Here is a 24,276-nt window from a genome sequence, read left to right on the forward strand (position 1 = left end):
AGCGTACGCGCCGGCTCACGTCAGGCGGATCGAATTTCCCTCTACCGTGATCTTCTCCGCGGGCAGCGGACGGGTGGCCGGGCCATGGGCCACCGAGGCGTCGGCGATGCGGTACTTGCTGCCGTGGCAGGGGCAGTCGATGGTGCCGTCGGCGACGCGGTTCACCGTGCAGCCCTGATGGGTGCAGATCGCGGAGAAGGCCTTGAACTCGCCTTTCTTCGGCTGGGTGACCACGACCTTCCGGTCCTTGAAGACCTTGCCGCCGCCGAGCGGGATGTCGCTCGTCTTGGCCAGTTCCTGACCGCCGGAGGGGGCGGCGGAGCCGACCGTGGACGCGTTGGGGGACGCGGCCGCGGTGGGGGAGGACTCCGACGAACTGCTGTTGTCGCCGTACTTGCTGCACCCCATGAGCAGGGCGGCGGCCGCGCCCGTTCCGAGTACCGTGCGCCGCGCCGGGGGGTTGGTCATGTCGTCACTCCGAAGGTGCGGAAGAACCAGAGAGCCGACGTCAGCCAGATGGCCGTGAGGACGACGAAGACGAGTCCTCCGACCAGCGGCAGTAGCCAGCCGGGCAGTCGCTCCGAGCGGAGCAGGAGCATTTTGGCACTAAATGCACCAAAGAAGAAGCAACCCAGGAGCGAGTGCCACAGCACGCGCGGTTCGTACGTCTGATAGCCCAACGCGTACAGGCAGTGCACCGCGACCGGCACCGCCACCAGGAACGCGACCCGCCCCGACCAGCGGTGCAGCACCGGCGCCCAGCTCGGACCCGGCAGTTTCCCGTAGACCATGAACGCCGAGACGAGCTGCACGAGCGCGAAGGCGAACGCCGTCGTCGCCAGCCATGACTTCACCGCTGCGGTGCTGCTGAACCCCGCGAGATTGAAGGCGGTCCCCGTCGGGTCGTGCTCCTTGCCGTACACGCCGAGACCGACCGCGACCGCCGCCGCGACCAGGGCCGGGACGAGATAGCGGGCCGCGCTCGGGCGCCGGTGGGCCGGCGGGTGAGAAGGGAAGCCCTGGGTGGCGGCGTTCGGATCCACGGTCATGAACGCTCCCTGCGGAAGATGAGGAGGGCCGGAAGAGGGGCCGGAAGAGGGGCCGGAAGAGGGGCATCGGACCCGCGGACTCGCGGAGACATGGAGATGTGGAGATGTGGAGATGTGGAGACATAGAGACGTGGAGTCATGGAGTCACGGGTTGTGCGGTGATCGTCTGTCCGTCGACCGTCACGGCGCCGGTCCGCGGGTCGATCGTGGGCGCCGCTGTTGGCGTGCCGTCACGGTCGAGGACGCCGACCTGCTTGCCGCCGGGCAGCACGATCCAGCCGCCGTCGATCTTGGCGCCGCGCACCGTGGCCGTCGCGCGGTACAGCCCGGACGGCTTGACCGTCTTGCCGGCGGTGAAGGCGTAGCGCTGCCCGTCGAGGTCGACGGTGCCGCGGATGCTCCTGCCGTCCTTGAGCGTGCCGTCCAGTGTGGCGCCGTGCTTGCCGGTGAGCTTCATGGTGCCGTCGTCCTTGACGTCACCCTTCAGCCACGACTCCTTGCTCCGGCCGTCGCAGAAGTACGCGATCGCCCTGCCGTCGCGCAGGGAGACGGCGACCGAGGAGGACTCGTCGTCGGTACGGCCCGCGTAGTCGGCGTTCGCGGGTGTGCTCCTCGAAGCGGACGGGATCGCGGAAGGCGCCGTCGTTCCGGTGGGCGTCGGGCTCGCCGACACCTTGGGAGTGGGTGGCGGACTGGGCGACGCCTCCTGCTGGGACGATGTGCTCCTCGTCCCGGTCGTCGCGTTGAGCGTCAGCATGAACAGGGCGAGCACCAGCCCCGCGAGCAGCGTGAGCAGAGGTCCGGAGCGCTTCATACAGGCCTCCCCCGAGGCGAGTGTCCTGCCCCATGAGAGCGGACCGGCGCCGCCACGTCCAGAGGCGCACTGGGGCGTTCTCACCCCAAGTAGCGGAATAGGCCGATTCAGGTGACATTGGCAGCATCCGAGGCCGGGCAGTGATCTGCTCCCGGCCGCCCATTCGAAAGGCGTGACCATGGCGGGAAACGATCTCGGCAGCCTGCTCGGCGGTCTCCTCGGCGGCCAGGGCGGCTCTTCCGGCGGCGGCAACGTCCTCGGCGCCCTGCTCGGGGCCCTGAGCGGCGGCGGTTCGAGCGGCAGCGGCGGCAGCCCGCTGGGCGGACTGATGGAGATGCTCACCAAGTCCGGACTGATGGAGCAGGCGCAGTCGTGGGTCGGTACCGGCGAGAACAAAGCGGTGAGCGGCGCGCAGATCGCCCAGGCGCTGCCGAACGACACGCTCCACAAGGTTGCCGAACAGGCCGGCGTCAGCCCTCAGCAGGCCGCCGACCAGATCGCCCAGCACCTGCCCCAGGCGGTCGACAAGCTGACCCCGGACGGAGAGCTCCCGCAGGCCGGCTCCTCCCTGGAGGACATCATCCAGCAGCAGTCGTTCTGAGCCGTGCCCGGTGCGCGGCGGCCGTCTCGTCAGGCGGGCGCCGCGCACTCACGCGTTGTGGCCTGACTACGCTGGTGTGACAAGACGAGGCACGAAGAGATACGACGAGAAACGACGAGTGCGACGAGCACGACGAGATGCGACGAGCACGCAGATCGGCTCAGCGAGGAGTGACACCGTGGCGGTACGAGCGGTCCGGGGCGCCGTCCAACTGGAACGGGACGAGGCCGGCCACATGGACGAGCAGGTCAGCGAGCTGCTCACCGCCATCCTGGAGCGGAACGGCCTCACCACGGACGATCTGATCAGCATCTGGTTCACCGCGACGCCCGATCTGCACAGCGACTTCCCGGCGGCCGCGGCGCGGGGGCTCGGCATCGTCGACGTGCCGCTGATCTGCGCGCAGGAGCTGGACATCGAGGGCGCGATGCCCCGGGTCGTACGTGTTCTCGCGCACATCGAGTCCGACAAGCCCCGCGCCGACCTCGCGCACATCTACCTGGGCGCCGCCGGCGCGCTGCGCAAGGACATCGCCCAGTGAGGACCGCGCTCGTCATCGGAACCGGGCTGATCGGTACGTCGGCGGCCCTCGCGCTCGCCCAGCGGGGCGTCGTCGTGCACCTCACCGACCACGACCCGGAGCAGGCCCGTACGGCGGCCGCGCTCGGCGCCGGCACGGACGAGGCGCCCGGTGGGCCCGTGGACCTCGCGATCGTGGCGGCCCCGCCCGCACATGTGGCGGCGACGCTCGCGGACGCCATGCGGCGCGGGGTCGCGCGCGGCTACCTCGACGTCGCCAGCGTCAAGGGCGGCCCGCGCCGCGAGCTGGAGGCGCTCGGCCTCGACCTCTCCCCGTACATCGGCTCGCACCCCATGTCGGGCCGCGAGAAGTCGGGCCCGCTCGCCGCGACGGGCGACCTCTTCGAGGGCCGCCCCTGGGTGCTCACCCCCACCCGGGACACGGACACCGAGGTGCTGAACCTCGCCCTGGAACTGGTGTCGCACTGCCGTGCCGTCCCCGTCGTCATGGACGCCGACGCCCACGACCGCGCGGTCGCGCTCGTCTCACACATGCCGCACCTGCTGTCGAGCATGGTCGCCGCGCGTCTGCAGCACGCGGAGGAGGCGGCCGTACGGCTCTGCGGACAGGGCATCCGTGACGTGACCCGGATCGCGGCCTCCGACCCCGGGATGTGGATCGACATCCTCTCCGCCAACCCGGGCCCGGTGGCCGACCTCCTCGCGGACGTCTCCGCCGACCTCGACGAGACGGTGCAGGCCCTGCGCGCCCTCCAGTCCTCCGACGAGGCCAAGCGCCGTGAGGGCGCGAGCGGTATCGAGGACGTCCTGCGGCGCGGCAACGCGGGCCAGGTCCGTGTCCCCGGCAAGCACGGTTCCGCTCCGCGCGCGTACGAGGTCGTGGCCGTCCTCATCGACGACCAGCCGGGCCAGCTGGCCCGCATCTTCGCCGACGCCGGGAAGGCCGGGGTCAACATCGAGGACGTACGCATCGAGCACGCGACCGGACAGCAGGCCGGTCTGGTGCAGCTGATGGTCGAGCCGAAGGCGGTGCCGGTACTGAGCGCGGCCCTGCGGGAGCGGGGCTGGGCGCTGCGGCAGTAAGGCCGTCGTCCGGCACGGGTGGCCTGCGCGGCGAGCTGTGGCGATGGCTCATCGACTGTCGCCGACGGCCGGAGGCCGGCGCAGCCGTGCGAAGCCTGGGAGGCGCCCTGGCGCCGAGCAGTGCGAGCGCGGCGTTGAGGATCGGTGCGGGGCTGGGCGCTGCGGCAGTAGCCGCCGCGGGGCGACGCCGGGGCTTGCCCGGCTCTCGGCCGTTACCGGGCTTGTGACCCTTCCCGCGTCGTGGGCCCGGGAAGGGCCAGTAATACGGGGTCCGTGGAGCCAGTAACCTGGTGCGGGGCGCGATCGTGCCCCGCACAGACCTCCACCCCGCACCAGGAAGGTGTCTCCACCGTGGAAAACGGCGCCGCCCGGACCGCCCCGGCAGTGATTGTCGCCATCGACGGCCCCTCCGGCACGGGCAAGTCGAGCACCTCCAAGGCCGTGGCCGCGCAGCTGGGTCTCAGCTACCTGGACACGGGCGCGCAGTACCGGGCGATCACCTGGTGGATGGTGAGCAACGGCATCGACATCACGGACCCGACCGCGATCGCCGCCGTGGCGGGGAAGCCGGAGATCATCTCCGGCACCGACCCGTCCGCACCAGCCATCACGGTCGACGGGACCGATGTCGCGGGCCCCATCCGCACCCAGGAGGTCACCTCCAAGGTGAGCGCGGTCAGCGCGGTGCCCGAGGTGCGCGTCCGGATCACCGAGCTGCAGCGTTCCATCGCGGCCGCCGCCGAGCTGGGCATAGTGGTCGAGGGACGCGACATCGGCACCACCGTGCTGCCGGACGCCGATCTGAAGATCTTCCTCACCGCCTCCCCGGAGGCGCGGGCCGCCCGCCGCAGCGGTGAGCTGAAGGGCGCGGACGTCAACAGCACCCGCGAGGCCCTGCTCAAGCGGGACGCGGCCGACTCCAGCCGGAAGACCTCCCCGCTCGCCAAGGCGGACGACGCGGTCGAGGTGGACACCTCCGACCTCACGCTCCAGCAGGTCATCGAGTGCGTCGTCACCCTCGTCGAGGAGAAGCGGGACGCCAAGTGACCCCACCCTCCGAGAGGGGCGCCGACATCGGGCGCCGTATTGGCGTCGGCCTGATGTACGGGCTGTGGAAGCCGCGTGTGCTCGGCGCCTGGAAGGTCCCCGCGACCGGCCCGGCGATCCTCGCCGTGAACCACTCGCACAACATCGACGGCCCGATGGTCATGGGCGTGGCGCCCCGGCCCACCCACTTCCTGATCAAGAAGGAAGCGTTCATCGGCCCGCTCGACCCCTTCCTGCTCGGCATCGGCCAGCTGAAGGTGGACCGCGAGACCACCGACCGCACCGCCATCACCGACGCCCTCGGCGTCCTGTCGGGCGGCGGCGTGCTCGGGATCTTCCCCGAGGGCACCCGGGGCGACGGCGACTTCGCCTCGCTGCGCGCCGGGCTCGCCTACTTCGCGGTCCGCTCCGGGGCACCGATCGTTCCGGTGGCGGTCCTGGGAAGTTCCGAGAAGAGCAGCCGGTTGACCAAGGGGCTGCCCCCGCTGCGCAGCCGGGTCGACGTCGTCTTCGGGGATCCCTTCGAGGCGGGCGACGGCAGCGGACGGCGGACCCGCAAGGCGCTGGACGAGGCGACCGACCGTATCCAGAAGCAGCTGAGCGCCCACCTTGACCACGCCAGGCGTCTGACCGGACGCCCGGAAAACGCCGGGCGCCCCACCGGGCACTAGGCGACACTTGAGTAGTGGATCACCCGATATGCGGGTGGTCCACCGATCACCACGAATGAACGACGAGGTACGGACTTCATGAACGACCACATCCAGCCCGACGGCTCGGCCGGCCAGGCCGAGCACGAGCACGGGGCGCTTGGCGAGGCCGAGGCCACCGAGTATGCAGCGTTCATGGAGCTCGCCGCGGAAGAGGGCTTCGACATCGAGGACGTCGAGGGCGCGATCGACGAGGCGGGCCACGGCCCGCTGCCCGTCCTCGCCGTCGTCGGCCGTCCCAACGTCGGCAAGTCGACCCTGGTGAACCGGATCATCGGCCGCCGCGAGGCGGTCGTCGAGGACAAGCCCGGCGTCACCCGCGACCGCGTCACCTACGAGGCCGAGTGGGCGGGCCGCCGCTTCAAGCTCGTCGACACCGGCGGCTGGGAGCAGGACGTCCTGGGCATCGACGCGTCCGTGGCCGCACAGGCCGAGTACGCGATCGAGGCGGCCGACGCGGTCGTCTTCGTCGTCGACGCGAAGGTCGGCGCGACGGACACCGACGAGGCGGTCGTACGACTCCTGCGCAAGGCCGGCAAGCCCGTCGTCCTGTGCGCCAACAAGGTCGACGGTCCGAGCGGCGAGGCCGACGCCTCGTACCTCTGGTCCCTCGGCCTCGGCGAGCCGCACCCTGTCTCCGCGTTGCACGGCCGTGGCACCGGCGACATGCTGGACGCCGTCCTGGAGGCCCTGCCCGAGGCCCCGGCGCAGACCTTCGGCGCCGCGGTGGGCGGCCCCCGCCGCATCGCCCTCATCGGCCGCCCGAACGTCGGCAAGTCCTCGCTCCTGAACAAGGTGGCCAACGAGGAGCGCGTGGTCGTCAACGAGGTCGCGGGCACCACCCGTGACCCGGTCGACGAGCTCATCGAACTCGGCGGCGTCACCTGGAAGTTCGTCGACACGGCGGGCATCCGCAAGCGCGTCCACCTGCAGCAGGGCGCCGACTACTACGCCTCGCTGCGCACGGCCGCGGCCGTCGAGAAGGCCGAGGTCGCGGTCATCCTGATCGACGCGTCCGAGACCATCTCCGTACAGGACCAGCGCATCGTGACGATGGCCGTCGAGGCGGGTCGCGCGATCGTCCTCGCCTTCAACAAGTGGGACACCCTCGACGAGGAGCGCCGCTACTACCTGGAGCGGGAGATCGAGACCGAACTCCTGCAGGTGGCCTGGGCGCCCCGGGTGAACATCTCGGCGCGCACCGGCCGGCACATGGAGAAGCTGGTCCCCGCGATCGAGGCGGCCCTGGACGGCTGGGAGACCCGCGTCCCGACCGGCCGTCTGAACGCCTTCCTCGGCGAGCTGGTCGCCGCCCACCCGCACCCGGTCCGCGGCGGTAAGCAGCCCCGCATCCTCTTCGGCACGCAGGCGGGCACCAAGCCCCCGCGGTTCGTGCTCTTCGCCTCCGGGTTCATCGAGCACGGCTACCGGCGCTTCATCGAGCGCCGGCTGCGCGAGGAGTTCGGCTTCGAGGGGACGCCGCTGCACATCTCGGTACGGGTGCGCGAGAAGCGCGGTACCAAGAAGAAGTGACGTGGTGACGGGTGAGGGGCGGCTCCCATGGGAGCCGCCCCTCACCCGTTCGACCGTTGCCGCTCAGAGCCCCCTGCGAGGTGCGGGCGGCAGCGCCGCCGGGATGTGGTGCAGGCCCGTACCGTGCAGACGCCCGACCGGCTGCCAGACGGCGGTCGCCGTGGTGGTGTGGCCGTGCTGCGAGCCGCCGTGGCGCGCGGAGTACGCCCCCGCGCTGTACGAGGAGTACGAGGACGAGCCGTACGCGCCCGAACCGTGCGTCAGGCTCCCGAAAGCCGTGAAGCCGAGCTCCTCCTCGCCGTGGCGGTCGCCGGGCAGGGCTCTGAAGCATCTGACCCACTCGGCGTAGAGCGCGTCGTAGATCGGCGTGGCCGAGGGGCCGCCCGGAGGATCCTGAGCCGTTCGCACGGCCGCGATCGGCTGGAAGGTCTGGCGGCGGGGGGCGTCGTAGGTGTGCACGTATGTGCCAACGACCCCGCCGCCCAACAGATGCGGCCACCACGATGCTTTCGCCCGGCCCCCGTCAGGGGCGCAAGCCCTTGACGGGGCGCGGGGAACTGCGCGACCAGCCCCCCCGACCCGCAGCCGACAACGCACCCCGGTCGCCCGGCTCAACCCAGTGGAACGCTCACGCTCACGTTCCGGCGAGCGGCATCGCGGCAGCCACCAGCTTCCCGTTCGCCGCCGCCTTGTCCAGCGCGTCCCGCAGCAGATCCTCCCGCGGCTGCCGTCCGATCGACCCGACCGGCGCCGCGAACAGCAGCACCTGCTGGTGCTTGTTGGCCGCCGCCCGCCAGCTCTCCGCGACCTGCAGCGCCTGGTGCGCCTGCCACCAGGCGACGGGCGAGCCGCCTCCGTTGCCCGGCTGCAGCACGGCGTGCAGCTGCCCCATGGCGAGCAGCACGGACCATCCGTGCAGCACCGACGGCACCGAACTCAGCTCGGTGACCGGCATGAACCCCTGCTCGATGAGGAGCGGCAGGAAGTCGTCGCCGATGTCCGTCGAGCCGGGGCGCACGATGGGCCCGGTCGGCTCGACGACGAGCGCGGGGTGCAACTCGCCGTTGATGAGGACGAGTCCGCTGGTGACTCCGAGCACGGCCTGCTCGGCCGCGGCCTGGGTGGGTACGCCGCCTTCGGGGTTGATCGAGCGGACGGCGCCCTGCAGTTGCTCCTCGGTGACCTGGACGACCTGTGAGGGCAGACAGGTGGCGTGGGCGAAGGCGAGGACGGCGGTCTCGTCGCCGATGAACAGGACGGTGCTGGTGCGCTCCTGTTCCGAGTCGCCCGGGGTGCGGCAGGACGTGCAGTCGTAACTGCCCGGGGCGTTCTCTCCGGCGAGCAGCCGGTCGGCTTCTTCGTCGCCGATCTCGGCGCGTACGTCGTCGCTGACGTCGAGCATGCGCGGCACGGGTGGCTCCTCGGGATGCGGTGCGTGGCGATGCCGGGTGGCTCCCGGCCCATGAAGCCGGGGGCCCCGGCTCATGAAGATGACAACGGGCGATCTGTGGCCGGAGTCACGCCCGAGGGCGAATGGAATCGAACCATCCGGCGCGCAGCGTGAGACCGCGTGCGGAATCTGTTACTCCGAGCCAACTTCGTGCGGTGTCAAGGAAGTTGGTTCCGTGAAGTGGGTCACAGGTCACTTGAGCGGCTGGTCGACAAATCCTGAAATCAGCCTATGAAGTGGGTGGCTGAAAATCGCCGATACCCGCGGTAACCATGAACTGGCCTCGAATGACATGGAGTTGGTTGATATCGGGGCGACCGGCTCCATAGATTCCTCGGCTGTGTGCACAGAGCACCGCTCGGGACACGTCCGCCGGCCGAACCGCACCACGGGTTCGCAGCACCACCTCCGGCGGACGGGGCGGAGCACGACGACCGCGTCATACACGCAGGAAGTCGCGCCCCGCCTTGGGGGATCCCGGGTGTTTCGAGAGGGAACTACATGTCCGCATGTGCCGATAACACTCGTAAGGTTCGTACGACGCGTACGACGGCGGTCCTCGCCGGGGCGGCTCTGCTCGCCCCGCTCGGACTGCTCGCCGCGACCGGCAACGCCGCCGCGGCCGACAGCGGAGTGTGGGACCGCATCGCCAAGTGCGAGAGCGGCGGAAACTGGCACATCAACACCGGCAACGGCTACTACGGAGGACTGCAGTTCTCCGCCGGCACCTGGCGCGCGTACGGCGGAACCGCCTACGCCTCGACCGCCGACAAGGCCTCCAAGGCCGCCCAGATAGCCGTTGCCACCAAGGTCCAGAACGCACAGGGCTGGGGCGCCTGGCCCACCTGTTCGGCGCGGGCCGGAGCGTACGGAAGCGCGCCCGCGTCCTCGGGCGCCACGAAGTCGACACCCAAGTCGACGACGACAACGAAGTCGACAACGAAGTCATCCTCCAAGTCGAGCTCCAAGTCGTCCTCCAAGTCGAGTTCCGCGTCGCGCCCCGCGAAGTCGGCGCCCAGGTCGGCCCCGGAGAGGGCGGCCGAGGTACCGGCGCGCACATCCGGCCACACGAACCGCGCCGCCTCCCGCGGCGACTACACCGTCCGCGGCGGCGACACCCTGAGCGGCATCGCGGAGCGGCACGGCACGACCTGGCGGAAGATCTACGCCGCCAACCGGGCGGTCATCGGCGGTGATCCCGACCTGATCGTGCCCGGGCAGCGGCTCGACCTCTGAGCCCCGCTCCCCCAGCCCCCGGGCACGGGCCCCGCTCGGTCGTTCGACCGGGCGGGGCCCTGGGCGTGGCGTGGCGGCCGCGATCGGTGCGTGGCGCGGCGTGGCCCCGCTCGTCAGCCCGAAGGGCCCGGGCGGCGCGTTTCGGTCGCCTCCCCGCTGAACACCACCGCACCGCGACGCAGTTCATGGACGTAGGTCGTCCGGTCCGCCCGCTCGCGCAGCCCCGGCGGCAGCCGCTGCTCGGCGACCACCACGCAGGCGTCGAGGCCGCTCAGGAGGTCGTACGTGCGGGCCGCGACCGCCGGTGACATGCCCTGCGCGGCTTCGTCGACGAGCACCACGCGCGCGCGTGCCAGCAGGGCGCGGGAGAGGGCGAGCATGCGCTGCTCGCCTCCGGAGAGCGTGCCGGCGCGGCGGGGGAGGAGGGCCGCCAGCTGCGGGTAGGCGGCGAGGGCGGGGGCGAAGTCGGGCGCGGCGAGCTCCAGGTTCTCGCGGACCGTGAGCGTGCCGAAGACGGCCCGGCGTTCGGGGACCAGGCACAGACCGCGTCGGGCCCGTTCGTACGCCGACAGCCGGGTCACGTCCGCGCCGTCCCAGACGACGGCCCCGGCGGCCAGCGGCACGGTTCCCGCGAGGGCGCGCAGCACGGTCGTACGCCCCGAGCCGTTGCGGCCGAGCAGTACCGTGAGGCCGGGGCCGGGCGCCACCAGCGTCACGCCGTGCAGGGCCTCCAGGGGGCCGTAGCGCACGCGCGCGTGGCGCAGGGAGATGCTCATCCGCCGGGCCTCGTCTCCAGTACGCGGTCGGCCGGACCGGAGGCGACGACGCGTCCGGCGGCCATCACATGGACGACGTCGGCCAGGTCGGCGACCAGATCGAGGTCGTGCTCGACGACGAGCAGGGCGGTGCCGTCCGCGGCGAGCGCCCGCAGCACGCGGGCCAGCGCGGTCACTTCGGCGGTGTCCAGGCCCGCGGCGGGCTCGTCGAGCAGCAGCACCCGCGGACTTCCCGCGAGGGCCCGCGCCAGCTCGACCCGTCTGAGCGTCCCGGTCGGCAGCCCCGCGGCGGGCAGTGCCGCCACCGGGCCGTCCAGGCCGAACAGCCGTAACGCCCGCTCCACGGCGGAGGGGTCGGCCGCCCGGCCCTGCTCCGCCCCCACCCGAACGTTTTCCGCCACGGTCAGCGAGGGGAAGACGGCCAGTTGCTGAAAGGTCCGCGCGATGCCGAGCCGGGTACGGGCGTGCGCGGCCGACCGGGTGATGTCCCGGTCGCCCAGGAACACCCGGCCGTGCGACGGGCGCAGGGTCCCGGCGAGACAGTGGAACAGGGTGCTCTTGCCGGCGCCGTTGGGGCCCACCACGGCGGTGACGCGACCGGGCCCGACCTCCAGGTCGACACCGCCGAGCGCGGTGAAACCGCCGTAGCTGACGTGCAGTCGGCGGGCGTACAGGGGCTGGGGGACGGTGGGGGCCAGCGGAGCGCGCGAACGGCGGGGTCCGGCGGCGGCGCGCCGCGGTGTGCGGGCGGGGCCCGGCACGGCGGCGGGGACGGGCAGCGGGCCCGGGCCCGGGCCTTGGACTGGGGGCGGGGTGGGAGCAGGCACTGGACGAGGGGCATGGGCTGGAGGCGGGGCGGAGCCGGGCACCGGACGAGGGCCCGGGACGGGACCAGGTGCGGGGATGGGTCCGGGCGCAGGGATTGGCCCGGGTGCGGGGGTCGGACGAGGCCCGGAGACCGGATGAGGTGCGGAGACCGGACGAGGTGCGAAGATCGGACGAGGTGCGGAGACCGGACGCGGCGCGGAGACCGGCCGCGGTGCGGAGACCGGCCGCGGCGCGGTACCGGGTCGTGCGGCGGTAGTGGGCCGTGCCGCCGTGGCTCCTCTCGTCGGGAGGCGCCCCCCTGCCGTGGCTCCTTCCACCGGGCCGCGCCCCCCGGCCCGGTCCGGCCGCACCGGCCGCAGTCGCTCCCGTACCCGTGCCCCCCACGCGGTGAGGGCGACCTCGCGGCGCCACCGCAGCCGGGAAGCGGCCGTGCGCAGCGCCTCGTACGGGCCACCGGGAAAGCGCCCGACGAGTACCGCGAGCACTCCGATCAGCGCCGCCGCCACCCCGCCGCGCGCCCCCGCGTCGAGCCCCACCAGCAACGCCGCGGCGGCCAGCGCGCCGAGCACGCTGTCGGCGCCGAGGACCACGACCGCCGCGAACCACAGCAGACCGCGCACCGGGTCGTACGCGGTCGCGTCGAAGGCGCGCAGGCCCATGCCGAGCATCCCGCCGCCGAGCGCGGCCAGGGCGGCGCCGGCCACGAAGGCCGTCAGCTTCAGCGAAGGGACCCGTACGCCCGCCGCCGACGCCCCCGCCTCGTGGTCGCGCATGGCCGCGAGGGCACGGCCCGTGCGGCCCCGGCGCAGCGCACCCGCCGTCAGCAACGCGGCCGCCAGCAGCCCCAGTTCGAGCACGTAGTACGCACGGTCGCCGTCGAAGCCCGTCGGGCGGCCGAGGGACAGGCCCGACGTCGCGTACGGCTGGGCGAAGACGAACCGGCTGACTCCCACGCCCACGGCGAAGGTCGCCAGCGCCAGTGCCAGACCATGGCGGCTGATCGCGGGCCAGCCGGTCAGGACACCGAGCGGGGCGACCAGGACCACCGCCACCGCCAGCGCGGCCAGTTCCGGCAGCCGCGGCAGGCCCGGGAAGCGGCCCGCGGCCAGCAGCGCGGTGAACAGGGCGCCCAGACCCGCGTACGCCGCCTGCCCGAGCGAGATCTGACCGCCCCGGCCGGTCACGACGACCAGGGACAACAGCACCACACCCAGCGCGGGCACCTGCACCGACGTGTGCAGGTCCGAGCCGGCGAGGCCGAGCGGCAGCAGGAACAGGACGACCGCCACGATCCACGCGCCGGGCGGTGTCGCCACGCGGGCCGTCGCCGTGCGGGGCAGCGCGTCCCGGTCGCCGATCCCCGGCAGCACGAGCGCCGCGACCAGCAGGGCCACCACGAACAGGTTCGCGCCCACCGCCTGGAGCAGCGGCTGTGCCCAGCCAGCCGGATGCAGCCGGGTCAGCTGGCTCTGCGCGACACCGAGACCGAGCGCCACCACGACGGCCACCGGGAGGCTGCGCATCCGGGCGGCGACGGCCACCGCCATGACCTCCATGACGAGCAGTGGCATGCCGTAGGGATCGAGTCGTACGGAGGGCGCCAGCAGTACGCCCGTCAGGCCCGCCGTGAAGGACCCGAACGCCCAGCCCGCCGCGGCCACCCGGTCCGCGTCGATGCCGCCGAGCGCGGCGAGCGGGCGGTCGTCGACGACGGCCCGCAGTTCCGTGCCGAAACGGGTCCGGCGTGTCACCGCCGCGACCCCGGCCGCCAGGACCACCGCCACCGCCAACTGCCCCCACGGATCCGCCGGGACCAGGGTCGGCGCGTCCGCGCGCGCCCCGGTTCCCCACACCAGCACGGCCCCGCCGACCAGCAGCACGAAGACGCCGAGGGACGCGACCAGCGTCTGCGCCGGGTCGCCGCCGAGGACGGACAGGGGGCGGAACACGAAGCGCTCCAGGACCACGCCGATCGCCGGGGCCACCAGCAGCAGTGTCACCGCGGCGCCGAGCGCGAGCGGCCAGCCCCACTCGACCGTGAACTGCCGCAGCAGATACGCGCACACCATCGCGATCGCACCGTGCGCGAAGTTGAGCACCCCGGTCGCCCGGTGGGTGACGACCAGTCCGATGCCGGTCAGCGCCGCCGCTCCGCCGACCGAGAGTCCGGCCAGTGTGAGGTCGTACGTCAGGGAGCCGGCCATCACCGCTCCGGCGCGGGAGGCGGTCCGGGCGGTAGGGGCTGTCCGGGCGGTAGCGGCTGGTCCGACGGTAGCGGCCGGTCCGACGCGGGTGGCTCGCAGATCGGGCACGGGCCCAACTCCCCGCTCGCCAGGACCCGCGAGTCCACGGGCACGGCCTCCGGCTTCCCCGCGACCAGCGGACAGTCCGCGCGGTGCCACAGGGTGCCGCCGGGCACCATCAGCAGCTGCCCGCTGACGGCGACGGGTGCCACGGCGGCCTGCCCGGACCCGTCCGCGTCGGCGGGCTCGGCCGCCACGAGCAGCCTGTACAACTCCTCGACGCGGGCCGCCGCCGACGCGTTCCCGCCGTGGGTGAGCAGCACCGCGCCGGCGATGATCAGCGCGGCTCCGGGCACGGTGCAGGACGCGAGGTAGGGCAACTGCCGTTCCGCGTACCGCTCGCCCGAGATGCCGTACCAGCCGACGACGCACAGCACCGCTCCGGCGGCGAGCGCGGCCCAACCGGCCCACCGGACGGGGTGCACGCTCCGCAGTCGAGATGTCCGCATCCGGGCTCCCAGACGTCGTGTGTCTGTCCATGTCGACCGTTGGCTTGCACTATGCCTTCTGGAAGCTGACCCTGAAAGCTCCGGGCGCGGTCGGCCCGGACCGACACCCGGTGGTGAGCCAGATGGTTCTCGGGAGCGACCTCAGGCGGGGCAACGGCCAGGGGGTGGCGGCGCTGTCCGTTCTCGTCCTCGCCGCGGCCCTCACGGCGTGCAGCGACAGCACCGGCGGCGGGAGTTCGACTCCGGTGCCCACGCCCTCCGTGGAGCGGTCCAGCAGCGCGTCGCCCAGCCCGACCGGCCCGGCCGATCCGGCGGCGGCCGAGAAACAGGTCAAGCAGAACTGGGAGAAGTTCTTCTCCCCGTCCGTCCCCGTCAAGGACAAGCTGACCTACCTGGAGAACGGCGACAGGATGACCGCGGTCGTCCAGGGCTTCAGCGGGGACGAGCGGGGCCGGCAGGTCGCCGCCCAGGTCCAGAAGGTCGTGTTCACCTCGGCGACCGAGGCCGAGGTGACGTACGCGCTGACCCTGAAGGGCGCGACCGCGCTGCCGAACGCCGCCGGGACGGCCGTCGACGAGGGCGGCACCTGGAAGGTCTCCGACAACACCCTGTGCGCGCTGGTGGCGCTGAGCGGCGACGGATCGACGACCCCGGCCGGCTGCTGAGCGACCGTGCGCCCCCTGGGAGTTCTCACCGCGGGCCTGCTGCTGGTACTGGGCACGGCCTGCGGCAGCCGCCTCCCCGAGAGCGACTTCGAACACCGGGCCACACCCACTTTGCCGAGCACCGTCCCGCTCCGCGTCGGCATCGTCACCAGTGCCACCAGCCCCGTCGGCGGCTCCGCGTTCACCGGCCCGCGCGACGGGGCCAAGGCCTACTTCGAGTACCTCAACGCGCACGGCGGCATCGCGGGCCGGCCCGTCGAGGTGCGCACCTGTGACGACGGCGGCAGCGGCGTCGGCGACAACGAGTGCGTGCACAGGCTGATCGACGAGGACAAGGTCGTCGCCCTCGTCGCCACCACCGCATTCGACTACGCGGGCGCCTCCCGGGTGTCCCGCGCGCGCGTGCCCGACATCGGCGGCCAGCCCATCGGCGCGGCCTACGACACCTATCCGCACCTCTACGGGATCTACGGCAGCCTCGCGCCCCGCGAGGGGACGCCGGGCTGGGGCGGGAAGCTGTACGGCGGCACCGAGGTCTACCGCTACTTCAAGCGCGCCCAGGGCGCCCGCACGGCCGCCGTCGTCTCCTACAACCAGTCCGCGTCGGCCGCGTACGCCCGGCTCGTCACCCGGGGCCTGCGGGCCGAGGGCTACCACGTGGTCACCGAACAGGTCGACTTCGCGCTGCCCAACTTCCGTGCCGCCGCGGCCGATCTGAAGGACCAGGGCGCCGACCTCGTCTTCGACGCCCTCGACACGCACGGCAACGCCCAACTGTGCGAGGCGATGGACGACGTCGGTGCCGAGGTCATCGCCAAGGTCACCAACGTGCAGAACTGGACGTCCACCGTCCCCGAGGACTACAAGGACGCCCCTCGTTGCCGCAACGCCCTGTGGGCGACCGGATCCAGCCGTAATTACGAGGACACCTCCGACGCGTCCGTCCGCGCGTTCCGGGAGGCGACCAAGGGCCTGCCGACGCACTCCCAGTGGCAGTTGGAGGGCTGGGCGGCCGCGATGTGGTTCACGGACGCGGCGAAGTCCTGCGCGCGGGCGGAAACGGGCGTCACGCGCGCGTGCGTCGACCGCTTCGTGAACCGCGGCGAGCCGTACACCGCGGGCGGCCTGCTGGTCCCCGTCTCCTTCGAGCACCTGCCCGCGCCCCCGAAGACCCGCAGGACGTGTGTGTCGGTGGCCCGCTGGGAGGACGGCAGGGGCTGGGTCTCCCAGGGCGACATGAACAGCGACTGCTTCGAGGTGCCGCAACTGTCGTACGAGCCCTGACCTGCCGCAGCGGTCGTACGAGCCCTGACCTGGCGCAACTGTCGTACGAGCCCTGATGTACGGCCCGGCCTCAGCCCCTTGCGGACAGCGGCTGTCCGCAAGGGCAGGCAGACTCGCAGGCATGTTGGAGACATCGGCACGGCTGCTGCGGCTGCTCTCGCTCCTGCAGGCCCATCGCGAATGGTCCGGGGCCGCGCTGGCGGAGCGCCTCGGCGTGACGCCCCGTACGGTCCGCCGCGATGTGGACCGGCTGCGCGAGCTGGGCTATCCGGTCAACGCCAGCCCGGGCACGGGCGGCGGCTACCAGCTCGGCGCGGGGGCCGAGCTGCCACCGCTGCTGCTGGACGACGACGAGGCGGTGGCCGTCGCGGTCGGGCTGCGCACGGCCGCCGGGCAGGGCATCGAAGGCATCGGTGAGACCTCCGTAAGCGCCCTCGCCAAGCTCGAACAGGTGCTCCCGAACCGGCTGCGCCGCCGGGTGAGCGCGCTCAACGCCTTCACCGTGCCGATGCTGCGGGGCCCGGGGCCCTCCGCCGTCGACCCGGCCGTCCTCACCGAGCTGGCCCATCTGTGCCGCGACTGCGAGCGGCTGCGCTTCGAGTACCGCGACCACGACGGCTCCCCGACCCGCCGTACCGTCGAACCGCACCGCCTGGTGTGCACCGAGCACCGCTGGTACCTGGTCGCCTGGGACGTGGACCGCGACGACTGGCGCACGTTCCGGGTCGACCGCATCACCCCCAGTCCGCCGCACGGACCGTGTTTCACGCCCCGTACGCCCCCGGCCGAGGACCTGGCGGCGTACGTTTCCAAAGGCGTCTCCACACACGCGTACGCCGCACAGGCCGTAGTCCGGCTCCTCGTGCCCTTGGAGGAGGCGGCCGCGCGGATCTCACCCTCGGTGGGGACCCTGGAAGCCTCCGGGGAGGACAGCTGCGTTCTGCGCACCGGGGCCGCGAACCTCGACGTGATGGTGATTCACGTGATGCTGACGGGCTTCGAGTTCGAGGTGCTGGAGCCGGCCGGGCTCACCGGCGCGATCAGGACGGTCCGGGACCGATTGTCCCGGGCTCTGGAGCGGACCGCGGAGCCGACGCCCCGTACAGGGGATGACGCAGGTCGAACGCCGGGGACTCGGAGCGGATCCGGGGCAGCGTGACGAAGTTGTGCCGGGGCGGCGGACACGAGGTCGCCCACTCCAGGGAGCGGCCGAAGCCCCAGGGGTCGTCGACCTCGACCTTCGTGCCGTACTTGGCCGTCTTCCAGACGTTGTAGAGGAACGGCAGTGTCGACATGCCCAGCAGGAAGGAGCCGATCGTCGAGACGGTGTTGAGCGCCGTGAAGCCGTCGGAGGCCAGATAGTCCGCGTACCGGCGCGGCATGCCCTCGGCGCCCAGCCAGTGCTGCACCAGGAACGTCGTGTGGAAGCCGACGAAGAGTGTCCAGAAATGGATCTTGCCGAGCCGTTCGTCGAGCATCTTGCCGGTGAACTTGGGCCACCAGAAGTAGAAGCCGCCGAAGGTCGCGAAGACGACGGTGCCGAAGACGACGTAGTGGAAGTGCGCGACCACGAAGTACGAGTCGGTGACGTGGAAGTCCATCGGCGGCGAGGCCAGGATCACCCCGGTCAGACCACCGAACAGGAACGAGACCAGGAAGCCGACGGCCCACAGCATCGGCGTCTCGAAGGAGAGCGAGCCCTGGAGCATCGTGCCGCTCCAGTTGAAGAACTTCACGCCTGTCGGCACCGCGATCAGGAACGACATGAAGGAGAAGAACGGCAGCAGCACCGCGCCCGTCGCGAACATGTGGTGCGCCCACACGACGATCGACAGACCGGTGATGGCCATCGTCGCGGCGACCAGCGTCAGATAGCCGAAGACCGGCTTCCGGCTGAAGACCGGGAGGATCTCCGTGACGATCCCGAAGAACGGCAACGCGATGATGTAGACCTCGGGATGCCCGAAGAACCAGAAGAGGTGCTGCCACAGCAGCGCGCCGCCGTTGGCCGCCTCGAACACCACCGATCCGAAGCGCCGGTCCGCCTCCAGGACCAGCAGCGCCGCCGCGAGCACCGGGAACGCGAAGAGGACGAGGATCGAGGTGAAGAGGATGTTCCAGGTGAAGATGGGCAGCCGGAACATCGTCATGCCGGGGGCGCGCATCCCGACGATGGTCGTGATGAAGTTCACCGCGCCGAGGATCGTGCCGAAGCCGGCCAGCGCGAGGCCCATGATCCACATGTCGGCGCCGATCCCCGGCGAGCGCTCCAGGCTGTTGAGCGGCGCGTAGGCGAACCAGCCGAAGGCGGCGGGGCCGGCGGGCACCGCGAGCGAGCCGAGCACGATCAGACCGCCGAAGAGGAACAACCAGTACGACAGCATGTTCAGGCGGGGGAAGGCGACGTCCGGGGAGCCGATCTGCAGCGGCATGATCTCGTTGGCGAATCCGGCGAAGGTCGGGGTCGCGAACAGCAGCAGCATGATCGTGCCGTGCATGGTGAACAACTGGTTGAACTGGTTGTTGTCCATGATCTGCAGGCCGGGCCGGGCGAGCTCGGCACGCATCAGCAGCGCCATCAGGCCACCGACGAGAAAGAAAGCGAAGCCGGTGATCAGGTAGAGATGGCCGATCTTCTTGTGGTCCGTGGTGGTCAGCCAGTCCACGACCAGCCGTCCCGGCCGCCTGGTCACATGGACGGATCGCGCCGTCGCCTGCGCGGTGTCCGTGCCCATTGCTCGCCCCTTCGCCGTCGCGTCGTGGGCCCGCCTGAAGCTCACGCCATGGTGCTCGCGTCGTTCTGTGCTCCGGCAGAGGGCGTGCGGGGGTTCTGTGCTGGAACCGTGCATTTCCTATGCGGGGTCAGCTTCCGCGACATACCCCGAAATCGGAATGGAAGGGCTTGACCCATAGGAGTCTCCATGGGGGTCTCCACGGCGGTCGCCATGGGGGTCTTCGCGCTTTCCATTGGGTTATTCGGGACGGCGTCAAGGTAGTCCCGAATTACGTTCGAAGGCGTGCGGGACACGTACGGAACCGCTCGTACGTGTGATGGAGTTCGGCCGAAACGCGTGTCGTGATCCTGTGACAGAAGCGTGACCGGAGGGGAACGGGTGACGCCCGGTGCCGATCCGGGCTTCCCCCGCCACGGTCGGCGGCCTAACGTGGCGCTCATGGCACCCATTCCCACCCCGCCCGCAGAACCCCAGGACAATCCGCAGGCCTACGTCGGGCTGGAGGCGAGAAACGCCGAGCACCGCGCCCGGGAACACGGCTGGTCCTCGGTGCGCTCGCTGCCGCCCGGCGCGATCATCACCATGGAGTACCGCGCGGGGCGGCTGAACTTCGAGGTCGCCGACGGCCGGGTGACCCGCTGCTGGAAGGGCTGAGCCGGCGGGAGCCGCGTCCGCGGAGGCCGCCTCTCGTCGACATGCGTGAAGGCCCCTGGCTCGTCATGAGCCGGGGGCCTTCACCGTGCGGGGAGGCTGTGCGTACCGGCCCCGCTGTCCTCCATGGTCGCGCTGTCGCGCCTCAGCCGCCTGTCAGGGGGCGGGCCGAGGTCGTGGTGGTGGTGCGTGCCACGCGGTCCGAATGCGGCGGGCGGCGGCTGCCGACCGGGGTGACCGGGGTGCGCTCCGAGCGGGCCGTGTGCGGCCCGGGGGCCAGATAGGCGGGCGGCCGGGGCGGGCGGCCGGCGGCCACGGTCTCGCGCGCCGGCATCTCGTCGTCCACGGAGGAGGGCTGCTTGACCAGGACGGGCGCACCGAGCGGGGACGCGACCGGTGCCTCGGCCGGGACGGGCGCCGTAAGGCCGCGGCGGGCGCGCCAGACGTCGCGCAGGGTGAAGAGCCCGGTCTCGGCGCGGGCGATCAGCGGCTCGCACCACGGCAGCGCCAGCAGGATCAGCAGACCGGCGGCCCAGCCCAGCACCACGTCACTCAGCCAGTGCGTACCGAGATACACGGTGGTGAGACCGACGCCGAGCGAGGTCACGGCGGACAGTGCGGACAGCCAGCGCCGGGCCCGCGGGGTCGAGGCCAGATAGGCCAGGATTCCCCAGGTCACGACGGCGTTCGCGGTGTGGCCCGAAGGGAATATATCGCCGCCCAGACCCATCTCGTTCGAGCCGATCGTGATGGCGTAGTGCGGACCGAGGCGGCCCATGCCCAGCTTGGCGGCACCGACCGTGATGTTCAGCAGCAGCAGCGAGGCGCCCAGGGTGAGCAGCGGGCGCAGGGTGTGCTGCCGCCAGGAGCGCCAGCCCAGCCAGGAGGCGACCATCACCGCGGTGGGCCCGCGCTGGCCGAGCACCACGTAGTAATCGAGGAACGCGTGGATCTCCGGCCATTGCTGATACGGGCGGAAGAACATGACCTGCCAGTCGAACCGGACCAGCCACGATGTGATCGCCACGGCCCACACGATGGCCACGTAGAAGGCCAGGGTGGCTCCGAAGAGCACAACCCTGTGCCGGCTCATCTTCGGCACATCGATGTGGGCCGGCCGTTCCGGCTCACGGTCCAACCGGGCGAAGACCCGGTCCAGACGGGTGAGGTTTCGTTCGGTACGCACTCAATCGACGTTACAGCGAGTGAGCTGCGTTCCAGGCCCAATCACTCGCTTTGTGATGACGATGTGATGTGGGATTCCTCTCAGGGTGATGATTAATTCCAATGATTCTCTAATCTCCGGCGCGCTGGGGCCTTCAATTCCATTGATCGGTTCCGGCCTCCGTTTTATGGCACTTATGAATTCGTTCACCGAATCATGGGGTGGAATTCTCCGGCTGCTCACCCAGTGCTCACCTGGCGCCGGGGAGGTGTTCATGGGGGACCGGTGCCGTTCAGCCAGAAGGCTCCGTAGGCCGCCGAGGCCGCCGCCACGCCGCCGAGAATCAGCGCTGACCTGGGCGTATGCAGTCGGGCCAGGGGGAGCGCGAGGGGTAGCAGAAGGGGGAAGGCGGGCAGCAGGAGGCGCGGTTTCGAGCCAAAGTAGCTCGACGCGCACAGGGCGAGTGCGGTGACGACCCCCGCGTACACCAGAAGCGGCAGCGGCTGTCCCTGTCGCACACATGCCACGAACAGCCGGACGACCAGCGCGACCCCGACGATCAGCCCGACGCCGGCCAGGGCCGACGGAAAGGACGTGAACTTCTCGCCCACGAAGCGGGCGAAGGCGTACCCGCCGTCGAATCCGTTGCGCCAGCCCGCCTGGACGTCGAGATAACCGAGCGGACCCTTGCCCGTGCGACGGCCGACCCACAGGACGTACCCGGCGGCGCCGAGCGGCGCGAGGAGCATGCCGAGGGCGCGCCGGAGCGCGGGGGCGCCGTGCTCGGTCCGTGCGCTCCGATCCCGCACGAACGAGGCGATCGCCGCCACCCACAGTGCCGCGACCACCGCGACCCCCACCGGGCGGGTCAGCCCGGCGAGCGCGGCGAGCAGGCCCGCCGTCACCCAGCGGCCGGTCAGCACCGAGTGGAGCGACCAGGCGGCGAGCGCGGTGAACAGGGACTCGCTGTACGCCATCGACTGCACGACGCCGACGGGCAGCACGGCCCAGAGCAGCGCGGCGCAGACGCCCACCCGGCGCCCGTACACATGGTCCGCGACGGCGAAGATCCCCCAGGCGGCGGCGAGCGAGGCGAGGGTGCTGACGAGCAGCCCGGCATCCGCGTACGACAGGGGCGTGATCGCCGAGACGAGCCGCTCCAGCCAGGGCAGCAGCGGGAAGAACGCGAGGTTCGAGTGCACGTCGCCGCCCGGGAGCCGGACCTCGTAGCCGTAGCCGAGATCGGCGACGCGGGTGTACCAGAGCGAGTCCCAGCGGGCCGTCAGCAGCTTGTGGGCGCTCTTGCCGTCGGCCGCGCTCCACAGGACGAGGGTGAGCACGCCCAGGGCCCGCACCGCGGCGTACCCGAGGAGGGCGGGCGCGGCCCGGCGCAGGGCACCCGCGCGGGGCGGCGTCGCGACAGGCGTCTCAAGATCGGTCACGGGCCCGATTATCGACGGCGTACGGAACCGGCCGGCCGTCCGGGGCGTGGTGGACCAGGGGAAGCGTGGCGTACGCCACATCCCTGGCAGAGAGAACGTGAGAGGTCCGCCACGTGTATAGGGAAGGAACTCGCGTACGCTGGCCGCTCACTCGCCTTTGTGCTGGGCCCAGGCGCCCGGGAGTCCGCTCCTCCCGCCGCAGCCGCAGGGAGTCCCCACCCAGCGGATCGCCGAACGCGAGGGAACATCTGGGAGGTACGTCATGTCCGGGACGACCACGGCCGCTGTGCGTCGCCGTCGGGAGGCCGGGGCCGGTGCCAACCGCTGGGTCGTCCTCGTGGTGCTGTGCGTCAGCCTGCTGCTCGTCGCCCTCGACGCCACCGTGCTGCATGTAGCGGTGCCCGCCGTCACCGAGGACCTCAAGCCCGGCGCGATGGAACTGCTCTGGATCGTCGACGTCTACCCACTCGTCTGTGCCTCGCTGCTGATCCTCTTCGGCACGCTGGGCGACCGGGTCGGCCGCAGACGCGTCCTCCTCCTCGGATACGGGCTCTTCGGCATCGCCTCCGGGATCGCCGCGCTCGCCGACAGCGCTCAGGTCCTGATCGGGGCCCGCGCGCTGCTCGGCGTCGGCGGCGCGATGATCATGCCCGCGACCCTGTCGATCCTGCGCCAGGTCTTCCCCGACCGGCGGGAGCGGGCGCTCGCGATCGGCATCTGGAGCGCGGTCGCCGCGGTGGGCGCGGCGGTCGGGCCCCTGCTGGGAGGCTTCCTGCTGGAGCACTTCTGGTGGGGATCCGTCTTCCTCATCAACATCCCGCTGATGCTGATCAGCCTGCCGATCGGGCGGCTGCTGCTGCCCGAGTCGTACGGCGACCGCGACGGTCCCTGGGACGTGGTGGGGGCCCTGACGGCCGCCGCCGGGCTCTTCGGGCTCGTACTCGGGGTGAAGCGGCTCGGCGGCGGCGAGGCGCCGTTCGGTCCCTTCACACTGGTGCCGCTGCTCGGGGGCGGCGCGCTGATGGCCGCCTTCGTACGGCGGCAGCGGCGCCGCGCGTGCCCGCTGGTGGACCTGCGGATGTTCTCGCGGCCCGCGTTCAGTACGTCGGTGGGGTGCATCGTCCTCGCCATGCTCGCGCTGGTCGGGCTGGAGCTGATCGCCGCGCAGTATCTGCAGCTGGTGCTCGGACTCTCGCCCCTGCAGACCGGGCTGCGACTGCTGCCGCTCACCTTCGCCGCGATGGCCGCGGGGCTCGCGGGGGCGCGGCTGCTGCGGCGGTTCGGACCGCGGGCGATGGTCTGCTTCGGGTTCTGTCTCACCGCGGTCGCGGTGGTCATGCTCACCGCGATGGGCGCGGTCGACAACACCGGGTTGCTGTTCTTCGGCTTCGTGCTGCTGGGATTCGGGCTGGAGACGACGCTCTTCGGGGCGTACGAGTCGATGCTGAGCGAGGCGCCGCCGGCGCAGGCGGGCGGGGCCGCGGCGATCGGCGAGACCTCGTACCAGCTGGGCGCCGGGATCGGTATCGCGCTCCTGGGGAGTGTGATGAACGCGGCGTACGCGCCCGGACTGTCGTCCGTACCGGGGGTCTCCGCGGGGGACTCCGCTGCGGCGGGGCACTCGCTGGGCGAGGCGTACGACGTCGCTGCGCGGCTCGGCGGGACTCGTGGGGATGCCCTGCGGCACGCGGCTCGGGACTCCTACGTGCACGGGCTGCATGTGACCTTGCTGGTCAGCGCGGGGTTGTTGTTGCTGGGGGCGGTGATGGCGTTGAGGCTGCCGCGGGTCATGGAGTGCGGGGTGCCCGCGGCGGGCCCGGCGGAGATCCCGGCGCCCCGGGAGGTCGCCGAATCCCGGGTCTCGGCCTGACCCGCCCCGGCCCCCGCCTCCCAGCCGCGCACCACTCGTGCGGGC

Annotated in this window: 23 protein-coding genes; 12 read left to right on the forward strand and 11 right to left on the reverse strand. The window is 71.8% G+C overall.

The features are described 5' to 3' along the window. Nucleotides 1-15 precede the first annotated feature (15 nt). From RV986_RS40235 to RV986_RS40245, 3 genes are all read right to left on the reverse strand, one after another. Complete coding sequence (locus tag RV986_RS40235) at nt 16-468, reverse strand: Rieske (2Fe-2S) protein (protein WP_475922107.1); 453 nt, start codon at nt 466-468, stop codon at nt 16-18. Next, nucleotides 465-1,049, reverse strand: coding sequence for a DUF6529 family protein (locus RV986_RS40240; protein WP_475922108.1), 585 nt, complete (start codon nt 1,047-1,049; stop codon nt 465-467). The genes RV986_RS40235 and RV986_RS40240 overlap by 4 nt, the downstream gene beginning before the upstream one ends. Nucleotides 1,050-1,185: 136 nt before the next feature. After that, complete coding sequence (locus tag RV986_RS40245) at nt 1,186-1,863, reverse strand: hypothetical protein (RefSeq protein WP_475922109.1); 678 nt, start codon at nt 1,861-1,863, stop codon at nt 1,186-1,188. A 145-nt stretch (nt 1,864-2,008) separates the two neighbouring features. Between RV986_RS40245 and RV986_RS40250 the strand changes: the two genes are divergently transcribed. The 6 genes from RV986_RS40250 to der all read left to right on the forward strand — a co-directional run bounded on the left by RV986_RS40250 (nt 2,009) and on the right by der (nt 7,377). Then, nucleotides 2,009-2,464, forward strand: a complete 456-nt coding sequence (locus tag RV986_RS40250) for a YidB family protein (protein ID WP_475924608.1) — start codon at nt 2,009-2,011, stop codon at nt 2,462-2,464. Between the two features lie 178 nt (nt 2,465-2,642). Then, nucleotides 2,643-3,005, forward strand: a complete 363-nt coding sequence (aroH, locus tag RV986_RS40255; RefSeq protein ID WP_475922110.1) for a chorismate mutase — start codon at nt 2,643-2,645, stop codon at nt 3,003-3,005. Continuing rightward, on the forward strand, nt 3,002-4,087 hold the full coding sequence (locus RV986_RS40260; protein WP_475922111.1) for a prephenate dehydrogenase: 1,086 nt from the start codon (nt 3,002-3,004) through the stop codon (nt 4,085-4,087). Before aroH ends, RV986_RS40260 begins: the two co-directional genes overlap by 4 nt. A 351-nt stretch (nt 4,088-4,438) precedes the next feature. Beyond that, nucleotides 4,439-5,134 carry a (d)CMP kinase gene (cmk, locus tag RV986_RS40265; protein WP_475922112.1) on the forward strand — a complete coding sequence of 232 codons (696 nt, stop codon included), beginning with the start codon at nt 4,439-4,441 and terminating at the stop codon, nt 5,132-5,134. Then, nucleotides 5,092-5,805: a lysophospholipid acyltransferase family protein gene (locus RV986_RS40270; RefSeq protein ID WP_475922113.1), complete on the forward strand. Its 714-nt coding sequence runs from the start codon at nt 5,092-5,094 to the stop codon at nt 5,803-5,805. Before cmk ends, RV986_RS40270 begins: the two co-directional genes overlap by 43 nt. A 78-nt stretch (nt 5,806-5,883) precedes the next feature. Beyond that, entirely contained in the window at nt 5,884-7,377 is a 1,494-nt protein-coding gene (gene der / locus RV986_RS40275; RefSeq protein ID WP_475922114.1) for a ribosome biogenesis GTPase Der, read from the forward strand. A 63-nt stretch (nt 7,378-7,440) separates the two neighbouring features. Here the strand turns inward: der and RV986_RS40280 are convergent, their stop codons facing one another. Further along, entirely contained in the window at nt 7,441-7,836 is a 396-nt protein-coding gene (locus RV986_RS40280) for a hypothetical protein (RefSeq protein ID WP_475922115.1), read from the reverse strand. A gap of 175 nt (nt 7,837-8,011) precedes the next feature. Then, nucleotides 8,012-8,788 carry a hypothetical protein gene (locus RV986_RS40285; protein ID WP_475922116.1) on the reverse strand — a complete coding sequence of 259 codons (777 nt, stop codon included), beginning with the start codon at nt 8,786-8,788 and terminating at the stop codon, nt 8,012-8,014. A gap of 540 nt (nt 8,789-9,328) precedes the next feature. On the opposite strand from RV986_RS40285, the gene RV986_RS40290 reads away from it, so the two are divergent. Continuing rightward, the gene (locus RV986_RS40290; RefSeq protein ID WP_475922117.1) at nt 9,329-10,063 is read left to right on the forward strand and encodes a transglycosylase family protein; all 735 of its coding nucleotides are present in this window, start codon (nt 9,329-9,331) and stop codon (nt 10,061-10,063) included. 113 nt (nt 10,064-10,176) lie between these two features. Here the strand turns inward: RV986_RS40290 and RV986_RS40295 are convergent, their stop codons facing one another. The 3 genes from RV986_RS40295 to RV986_RS40305 are packed head-to-tail and all read right to left on the reverse strand — an operon-like array spanning nt 10,177 to nt 14,419. Beyond that, the gene (locus RV986_RS40295; RefSeq protein ID WP_475922118.1) at nt 10,177-10,839 is read right to left on the reverse strand and encodes an ATP-binding cassette domain-containing protein; all 663 of its coding nucleotides are present in this window, start codon (nt 10,837-10,839) and stop codon (nt 10,177-10,179) included. Continuing rightward, a complete protein-coding gene (locus RV986_RS40300) occupies nt 10,836-13,871 on the reverse strand; it encodes an ABC transporter permease subunit (RefSeq protein WP_475922119.1) in 3,036 nt (1,011 codons plus the stop codon). Before RV986_RS40300 ends, RV986_RS40295 begins: the two co-directional genes overlap by 4 nt. Continuing rightward, nucleotides 13,871-14,419, reverse strand: coding sequence for a hypothetical protein (locus RV986_RS40305; RefSeq protein WP_475922120.1), 549 nt, complete (start codon nt 14,417-14,419; stop codon nt 13,871-13,873). Before RV986_RS40305 ends, RV986_RS40300 begins: the two co-directional genes overlap by 1 nt. Nucleotides 14,420-14,541: 122 nt before the next feature. Between RV986_RS40305 and RV986_RS40310 the strand changes: the two genes are divergently transcribed. The 3 genes from RV986_RS40310 (at nt 14,542) to RV986_RS40320 (ending at nt 17,527) form a co-directional block, all read left to right on the forward strand. Further along, nucleotides 14,542-15,084, forward strand: coding sequence for an MTB12 C-terminal domain-containing protein (locus RV986_RS40310; RefSeq protein ID WP_475924609.1), 543 nt, complete (start codon nt 14,542-14,544; stop codon nt 15,082-15,084). Nucleotides 15,085-15,090: 6 nt separating this feature from the next. Continuing rightward, the gene (locus RV986_RS40315) at nt 15,091-16,368 is read left to right on the forward strand and encodes an ABC transporter substrate-binding protein (protein WP_475922121.1); all 1,278 of its coding nucleotides are present in this window, start codon (nt 15,091-15,093) and stop codon (nt 16,366-16,368) included. A gap of 121 nt (nt 16,369-16,489) precedes the next feature. Continuing rightward, the gene (locus tag RV986_RS40320) at nt 16,490-17,527 is read left to right on the forward strand and encodes a helix-turn-helix transcriptional regulator (RefSeq protein ID WP_475922122.1); all 1,038 of its coding nucleotides are present in this window, start codon (nt 16,490-16,492) and stop codon (nt 17,525-17,527) included. Here the strand turns inward: RV986_RS40320 and ctaD are convergent. After that, complete coding sequence (gene ctaD, locus RV986_RS40325) at nt 17,409-19,103, reverse strand: aa3-type cytochrome oxidase subunit I (protein ID WP_475922123.1); 1,695 nt, start codon at nt 19,101-19,103, stop codon at nt 17,409-17,411. The two genes, RV986_RS40320 and ctaD, sit on opposite strands and share 119 nt — an antisense overlap. 438 nt (nt 19,104-19,541) lie before the next feature. Between ctaD and RV986_RS40330 the strand changes: the two genes are divergently transcribed. Beyond that, complete coding sequence (locus tag RV986_RS40330) at nt 19,542-19,757, forward strand: I78 family peptidase inhibitor (RefSeq protein WP_475922124.1); 216 nt, start codon at nt 19,542-19,544, stop codon at nt 19,755-19,757. 142 nt (nt 19,758-19,899) lie between these two features. Here the strand turns inward: RV986_RS40330 and RV986_RS40335 are convergent, their stop codons facing one another. Further along, nucleotides 19,900-20,940, reverse strand: a complete 1,041-nt coding sequence (locus tag RV986_RS40335; protein WP_475922125.1) for a phosphatase PAP2 family protein — start codon at nt 20,938-20,940, stop codon at nt 19,900-19,902. A gap of 251 nt (nt 20,941-21,191) precedes the next feature. Further along, nucleotides 21,192-22,361, reverse strand: a complete 1,170-nt coding sequence (locus RV986_RS40340; protein WP_475922126.1) for a glycosyltransferase family 39 protein — start codon at nt 22,359-22,361, stop codon at nt 21,192-21,194. Between the two features lie 262 nt (nt 22,362-22,623). Between RV986_RS40340 and RV986_RS40345 the strand changes: the two genes are divergently transcribed. Beyond that, on the forward strand, nt 22,624-24,231 hold the full coding sequence (locus tag RV986_RS40345) for an MFS transporter (RefSeq protein ID WP_475922127.1): 1,608 nt from the start codon (nt 22,624-22,626) through the stop codon (nt 24,229-24,231). Nucleotides 24,232-24,276 lie beyond the last annotated feature (45 nt).

The organism is Streptomyces sp. RLA012 (genome assembly GCF_056270325.1).

What these genes read in the sequence shown, in the direction of transcription:
- RV986_RS40290 (WP_475922117.1), top strand. Translation starts at nt 9,329, where the DNA reads ATGTCCGCATGTGCCGATAACACTCGTAAGGTTCGTACGACGCGTACG.
- RV986_RS40245 (WP_475922109.1), bottom strand. Translation starts at nt 1,863, where the DNA reads ATGAAGCGCTCCGGACCTCTGCTCACGCTGCTCGCGGGGCTGGTGCTC.
- RV986_RS40330 (WP_475922124.1), top strand. Translation starts at nt 19,542, where the DNA reads ATGGCACCCATTCCCACCCCGCCCGCAGAACCCCAGGACAATCCGCAG.
- RV986_RS40240 (WP_475922108.1), bottom strand. Translation starts at nt 1,049, where the DNA reads ATGACCGTGGATCCGAACGCCGCCACCCAGGGCTTCCCTTCTCACCCG.
- RV986_RS40300 (WP_475922119.1), bottom strand. Translation starts at nt 13,871, where the DNA reads ATGGCCGGCTCCCTGACGTACGACCTCACACTGGCCGGACTCTCGGTC.
- RV986_RS40320 (WP_475922122.1), top strand. Translation starts at nt 16,490, where the DNA reads ATGTTGGAGACATCGGCACGGCTGCTGCGGCTGCTCTCGCTCCTGCAG.
- der (WP_475922114.1), top strand. Translation starts at nt 5,884, where the DNA reads ATGAACGACCACATCCAGCCCGACGGCTCGGCCGGCCAGGCCGAGCAC.
- RV986_RS40310 (WP_475924609.1), top strand. Translation starts at nt 14,542, where the DNA reads ATGGTTCTCGGGAGCGACCTCAGGCGGGGCAACGGCCAGGGGGTGGCG.
- ctaD (WP_475922123.1), bottom strand. Translation starts at nt 19,103, where the DNA reads ATGGGCACGGACACCGCGCAGGCGACGGCGCGATCCGTCCATGTGACC.
- RV986_RS40295 (WP_475922118.1), bottom strand. Translation starts at nt 10,839, where the DNA reads ATGAGCATCTCCCTGCGCCACGCGCGCGTGCGCTACGGCCCCCTGGAG.
- RV986_RS40305 (WP_475922120.1), bottom strand. Translation starts at nt 14,419, where the DNA reads ATGCGGACATCTCGACTGCGGAGCGTGCACCCCGTCCGGTGGGCCGGT.
- RV986_RS40235 (WP_475922107.1), bottom strand. Translation starts at nt 468, where the DNA reads ATGACCAACCCCCCGGCGCGGCGCACGGTACTCGGAACGGGCGCGGCC.
- RV986_RS40345 (WP_475922127.1), top strand. Translation starts at nt 22,624, where the DNA reads ATGTCCGGGACGACCACGGCCGCTGTGCGTCGCCGTCGGGAGGCCGGG.